Genomic DNA, 6,451 nt, shown 5'->3' with positions numbered 1-6,451 from the left:
AATATTGGTTGAAATTGCACAATTGTTTGCATCACGAACGGTGAGTGTATAATTTCCAGTGGAAATATTTTCGAAAGTGGAAGTTGTAAAAAAATCGGTTCCGTTTATAGAATATTGATACGGAGCTGTTCCGCCTGAAATCGTTCCTGCGGAAATTGACCCATCATTGCCACCAAAACAAGAAACATTTTCGGTAGTTGCCGGAGCCATGGTTAACTGATCTGGCTGGGTAATTTCAATATTGGTTGAAATCGAACAATTATTTGCGTCTTGCACAGTCAGTGTATAATTTCCTGCTGAAAGATCTTCGAAAGTTGAGTTTGTAAAAAAGTCAGTCCCATTTATCGAATATTGATATGGTGGAGTTCCACCCGAAATAGTTTCTGCTGAAATTGACCCATCATTCCCACCAAAACAAGAAACGTTTGATGAGGTGAAAGACTCTATTAAAAGTTCGTTTGGCTGAATTATGGTAATAGATTCACTACCGTGATTTCCTGCATCGTCTGAAACAGATACTACATAGGTTCCTGCCTCAAGATTTTCGATGTCTTCTTCAGAAGAATTAAAAGAGTTAGGGCCAGTCCACGTAAACGTGTAATTTCCATTGCCGCCCGAAATGTCAAGATCAATACTTCCGTCTTTGGCATTAAAACAACTTAGATTTACCTGTGAAGATGTGATAATAAGATCCTCTTCCAGTCCAAAAGAATCAGATTGGTTTGATAGGAATATTATAAAAAATAGACCCAGTATTAAAATAGTACCGGGGAAAGTAGTTTTCTTCATAGGCATCATAGCTTATGTTTCTTCAACTTTACTATTTTAATTTAAAGAACAGTTGTTTACAAACATTTGTATGAAACTAAAATTTCATTCGGCGAATGTAATATTTTTATTTAAGAATATCGATAAAAGGTTGATTTTTAGGTTTAAGTGTTATATTTAATTGTAAATTTTTCCATTAATTTTATATAATTTAAGATTTGTTTAATTTCATTTTAGCTTAATAAAATTCTAAACAAAAAAGGTCGCCTAGATAGGCGACCTTAAATCAAATACTTATATGATAAAGATTACTCTTTCATAAAAGGGTATTTATAATCTGTTGCAGGAACAAAGGTTTCTTTTATTAATCTAGGAGAAATCCATCTCATTAAATTAAGTTTAGATCCTGCTTTATCGTTAGTACCACTACCTCTTGCTCCACCAAATGGTTGTTGTCCTACAACTGCACCTGTTGGTTTATCATTAATATAGAAGTTACCGGCAGCATTTTGTAAAATATCTGTTGCTTTAGCAGCTTCGTATCTATCACCAGAGAAAACACCACCTGTAAGTGCATATTGACTTGTGTTATCTACTACATGAAGTGTTTCTTCCCATTTTTCATCCTCATAAACATAAATAGTTACTACAGGACCAAAAAGTTCTTCTTCCATTGTAGTATAATGTGGATCTTTAGCTAACACTACTGTTGGTTCTACAAAATAACCTACAGATTTATCATAATTACCACCAACAACGATCTCTGCGTCATCATCTTTTTTCACTTTTTCGATATAAGACGCTAATTTATCGAAAGAACGTTCATGAATCACAGCAGTGAAGAAATTGGTGAAATCTTCTGGAGATCCCATCTTAATAGATTGAACATCCTCTACTAAGAAGTCTTTAATTTCTGGCCATAAACTTTTTGGTAGATAAACTCTGGATGCTGCACTACATTTTTGTCCCTGGAATTCAAAAGCTCCTCTGGTAATTGCAGTAGCAACTTGTTTTGGGTTAGAAGTTGGATGAGCAATAATAAAATCTTTACCTCCTGTTTCACCAACAATTCTAGGGTATGATTTATATTTATCGATGTTGTTTCCAATCTTAGCCCAAATGTTTTTGAAAACAGCTGTACTACCTGTGTAGTGAATACCTGCAAAATCTGGACTTTCAAGTACAGTGTCGGTGATCATTTCTGGATCTCCCATTACCATATTAATTACACCATCTGGTACACCTGCTTCTTTAAATACATCCATTAATATCTGAGCAGATAGCATTTGGCTGTCACTTGGTTTCCAAACAGCAACGTTACCCATCAATGCAGCACTAGTTGGTAAGTTACCAGCAATTGCAGTAAAGTTAAATGGAGTTACAGCATATACAAAACCTTCTAAAGGTCTATATTCAACGCGGTTCCAACATCCGTCTGAAGAGTTTGGTTGTTCATTGTAAAGTTCTGTCATATACTCTACATTGAAGCGCAAAAAGTCACAGATCTCTGCAGCCGAATCAATTTCTGCCTGGAAGATCGTTTTAGATTGTCCTATCATTGTAGCTGCATTCATCTTTTGGCGGTATGGGCCAGAGATTAGATCTGCAGCTTTTAGAAATACAGCAGCTCTTTGTTCCCACTCTAGTTTAGCCCATTTTTTACGAGCTTCAAGAGCAGTTTCAATTGCTTGTTCAATATGTTTTTTTTCAGCTAAATGATAAACGCCGCACTCATGTTTGTGATCGTGAGGAGGGTTAATAGTGGCGGTTTTACCTGTTCTAATTTCTTCAGAACCTATGTAAAGAGGTACATCAAATTTTGTATTGTACAACTCTTTATATGTTAATAATACTTCTTCTCTTTCTGGTGTTCCCGGAGCGTAAGTTTTTACTGGCTCATTTTCAGCTTTAGGAACGTGAAAAAATCCTTTTCCCATGTTATTGTATCTAGTTTTTATAGGTTTTTAAATCAATCTAAAGGTAAAAAAATAATAAGGATTTAAATCAATAAGATAGCGGTTTTAAGTAAGCTTAACTTTTTTCGTAAATTCAGCTTTCTGTTTAAGAAAAAATTATGTGTACAGTAAGTATTTTTCCGCGGGAAAAGCATTTAAAATCCTTTGTATTAAGCTTTAACCGCGACGAGGCGATAGAACGACAAACTTATCCACCCAAAAAGGATAATGTTAATGGATGTGAAATGTTATTCCCAAAAGATGCGGTTGCCGGAGGTACCTGGCTGGGTGTAAGCGAACACAAACGTTTAGTAGGGATTATGAACGGAGAATTTAAAGCGCATAAACGCAATCCGCCTTACCGAAAAAGCAGGGGAGTGGTGGTGAAAGAATTTTTAGCTGCGGAAGATGTGAAAATGTATGCTGAAAACTATGATTTTGAAGGTATCGAGCCTTTTACAATGCTTTGTGTTGACTGGTCTTCAGATCTAATAATTATTGAAATTGTTTGGGATGCAAAACGCTTGCATGTTAAAAATATACCTTTAAAACCTCGAATTTGGTCTTCTTCACCATTGTATAATTCAGCAATGAAAGAACAGCGAGTGAATTGGTTTAATGATTTTAGAAATGCAACTGAGACTACTTCTGAAATTACTGCGGAAGCGATCTGGGATTTTCATCATAAAGCAGGCATTGGTGATTCAGAGATCGATCTTATTGTGGATCGCGGTTTTTTAAAAACTCAGAGTATCTCACAGATCGAAATTAGCGAAAAACGGAAGCAATTTAAATATGAAGAGTTGTCTACAGGAAAAATAACCACTATAGATCTTGAAGACCTAGTTTAGAGCAAATGGTGCACTCAATTTAAAAGATGGGATCTTCACTCTAAACTTACGAGTAGAAGTAAAATTTATCATATTATAATAACCGCTCATCGCACCAAAAGGAGTGTTTAAAAGACAACCACTTTGATAAGTATGCTTTTCACCGGGTTTGATAACCGGTTTTTTACCAATAACACCTTCGCCTTCTACGGTTTCGGTCTTATTTAAAGCATCTTTAATTTTCCAGAATCTCGATTTTAGCTGAACGGAATCATTACTCTGGTTTTCGATCGTGATCTTATAGCCAAAGGCATATTTTACCTGATAGCGATCGTAAAGAATGCCATCGAAAAACGTCTGTACAGAAATTTTTATGCCTTTAGTAATTTGTTCAACCATAGTGATCTTAAAAAATTGCGAACGAACCAAATATAGATATTAGTCCAACAATTAGGGCTAAGGTAAAAAATATTATGTTGAGAATCACAAATTTAACAATGGTTTTGAATTTTCCCTGCTCGTAAAATTTCCGCAGTCCCTGGTATAGGTAGCCTATAAAAATGATGTTAGCAATATTTACTGCGTAACTGTTTTTAGTGATCATGTCTATTAATAGAGCAACCCCGTATAAGATAAAACACATACTTTGCGTGTGGAAGGCAAATGTGAGATGCTCCATATAATTATATTTTGATCGAATATAAAGCAAGCTTAAAAACAGCGTGAATATTGGTAAAAAGATAAATATGATGAAGGGAAGCTTACTTATTAAGTAGTTTAAAAAGAATTGAGGATTTTCTCGTACTACATTAAAATCCTTTACCTTTTTAAATAACCAGCGATTGTAAGCAGTGTTATCTAATTTTAATTCGGTTAGCGCCTGCTCTGAATTTGAAATTTGAGTTTCCTTTAAATAATGGTCAAATAACTTGATTTTTGCACTAAACGCATCATTTATAGACATAGTATCTATTTGCTGTTGCGTTACCAAATAATCTTTGTAGCTTTTCTTTTTGCTAGACTTAATAATTGAATCTAATTGTACGAACGGGTTACCTTCAAATTCGATATCTGCGTTATTTTTTTCGCTTAGTTTCTCTAATTCTGTAGTAATATCTTCTGGATCTTTATCAAGATTAAGACCGTCGAAGGTAGTATCGTAGCCGTAAATTAAAAAGAAAACAATAGCTGTGGTTAGGAAGAAACGATAAGGATTTACATAGCGCATCCTTTTTCCGTGGATATAATCTTTAGAGATTTTCCCAGGTTTAAATAAGAGAACTCTCATCGTTCTTATAAACCTGGAGTCGTAGGCAAAAAGACCAGAAAAGAATTCAGAAAAGAAATCGCCTAGCGCAAGTTTTTTGGTCGAATTCAGTTGTCCGCAACTTGGACAAAATTTATGTTCTTCTTCTAAACTTCTTCCGCAGTTAAGGCATTCTTCACCGCGATACTTCACTAAAGCACGCTTAGATTTCATGTAATTATTTTGGTTGGTTAGTTGCTAATATTCTCGGAATTTGCCATTCCTATTCCTATGATCCTGTCGTACCTTCCTCCAATCTCGCGATAATAGATAAGCACATGATATTCATTTTCGGTTTCATCATAATTACCGCTAATAAAGCCATCATCTATGCTTCCATCCTTATTTACAAGAATGTATTTGTAATTATAGTATCCCTGCTTAAAAAGTCTGGCATTTTCGTAATATCCGGTTTCCTCGTTGTAATGAAGTGCTGTACTATTATCAATAGTGAAATTATTAAAATTTCCGTAAATATGTAACTTTCCTCCGCTTAAAGGTTCATAATTTTTTAGGTTGAAGTGAATCCAGGTATATTCAGCTTCGGTATCTACATTTTCAGCACCAAGTTGCCGAATTACAAATCCACCATTAATATCTGGATTATAAGTGTATGGGGTAGTGGCTCTCGCAATATCTCGATTTAAATAATGATGATAAAGTTGGTCTACATCAATTCTTGCAATATCTGCTGTTGTAGCCCTAAGGTCTTTAGTGTCGAATTGTAAATATTCGTTGCCACCCCAAAACGAAGTAGGTATATCGTAGCGATAAATTAATTCGTTCCCAACGGTATATTGAGGTTTGATATTTTTAATTGCAGTTTTTAGGTTTTTATTCTGAAGAATGAGAGGTTTTACCGTTTGATCTGGATTTCTTAAAAGAATATTTGGCGATTCTACTGTAAAATTCACGACCTGTTTTGTGTCTATGAAATTCAGGTCTCTGGCTCTTTTTATAGCTACTGAAACATTTGTTTTAGATTCGTAGATCATAAATTTTCTAGAGAAAACTAATTCTTCATTTTCATTGAAAACCTTGATCATGTAGTTACCTGAAACTTTAAGTGCTTTTGTGTATTGGTTTGGAATACTTAATTCGTAATGTGAAAAGGGCTGAAGTGTATTGTATGAATTTTGATAATTCATAATACGTATGTCGTCTAAGCCTTCTAAATATTCATTTTTAGAAAGCTGGCTGGGCTGCCAATTGTAATCGTAGTGTTGTATTTCGTAATAATAATCTGCTTCGTCCCCAATAATATCATCAAATGTTAAATTTAACATTCCGTTTATTGGTATCGCTGGGTTGCCGTTATTTAGCGAATTTTCACCAAATAATTGTATCGTTCTTATATAATTTGGAGGTGTTTTTTCTTCAGCTATCTGCCCAATGGCAAGGCCTGTAAAGAATAAACATGCTATCAGAAAAATTAATTTATTCATCATTAAAAAATATGGGTAAATGTAGGTACAATTAATGTACCTGTTTTTAATGCTTCTTATTTTAACAATTGACTAAGCCGAAAAAACCTTAGTTTGTTGGGAAAAATCTCGTGAAAAATATAAATTTGCACGACTTTAAAATAAACT

General features: G+C 34.4%; 6 protein-coding genes. 1 reads left to right on the top strand and 5 read right to left on the bottom strand.

Annotated features, from left to right (window positions below; translation table 11 throughout):
* Positions 1–789 (bottom strand): SprB repeat-containing protein (locus BM201_RS16785; RefSeq protein ID WP_175487074.1); only part of this gene is annotated, 789 nt, incomplete at its 3' end.
* A 287-nt stretch (positions 790–1,076) separates the two neighbouring features.
* On the bottom strand, positions 1,077–2,705 hold the full coding sequence (gene pruA, locus BM201_RS16780; RefSeq protein WP_092544750.1) for an L-glutamate gamma-semialdehyde dehydrogenase: 1,629 nt from the start codon (positions 2,703–2,705) through the stop codon (positions 1,077–1,079).
* Between the two features lie 137 nt (positions 2,706–2,842).
* On the opposite strand from pruA, the gene BM201_RS16775 reads away from it, so the two are divergent.
* A complete protein-coding gene (locus BM201_RS16775; RefSeq protein ID WP_092544748.1) occupies positions 2,843–3,574 on the top strand; it encodes an NRDE family protein in 732 nt (243 codons plus the stop codon).
* On the opposite strand, the gene apaG is transcribed toward BM201_RS16775, so the two are convergent.
* From apaG to BM201_RS16760, 3 genes are read right to left on the bottom strand one after another with little or no spacing between them, the layout of a single operon-like run.
* Positions 3,566–3,952 (bottom strand): Co2+/Mg2+ efflux protein ApaG, encoded by a 387-nt coding sequence (apaG, locus tag BM201_RS16770; RefSeq protein ID WP_092544758.1) that lies wholly within the window; start codon positions 3,950–3,952, stop codon positions 3,566–3,568. The genes BM201_RS16775 and apaG overlap by 9 nt on opposite strands.
* 7 nt (positions 3,953–3,959) lie before the next feature.
* Complete coding sequence (locus tag BM201_RS16765; RefSeq protein WP_092544746.1) at positions 3,960–5,033, bottom strand: DUF3667 domain-containing protein; 1,074 nt, start codon at positions 5,031–5,033, stop codon at positions 3,960–3,962.
* A 17-nt stretch (positions 5,034–5,050) separates the two neighbouring features.
* A complete protein-coding gene (locus BM201_RS16760; RefSeq protein WP_092544744.1) occupies positions 5,051–6,304 on the bottom strand; it encodes a type IX secretion system plug protein in 1,254 nt (417 codons plus the stop codon).
* Positions 6,305–6,451: the final 147 nt, after the last annotated feature.

Source organism: Zunongwangia mangrovi (assembly GCF_900112105.1).
Taxonomy (GTDB): Bacteria; Bacteroidota; Bacteroidia; order Flavobacteriales; family Flavobacteriaceae; genus Zunongwangia; species Zunongwangia mangrovi.
This window is presented reverse-complemented; position numbering and strand designations above follow the sequence as displayed.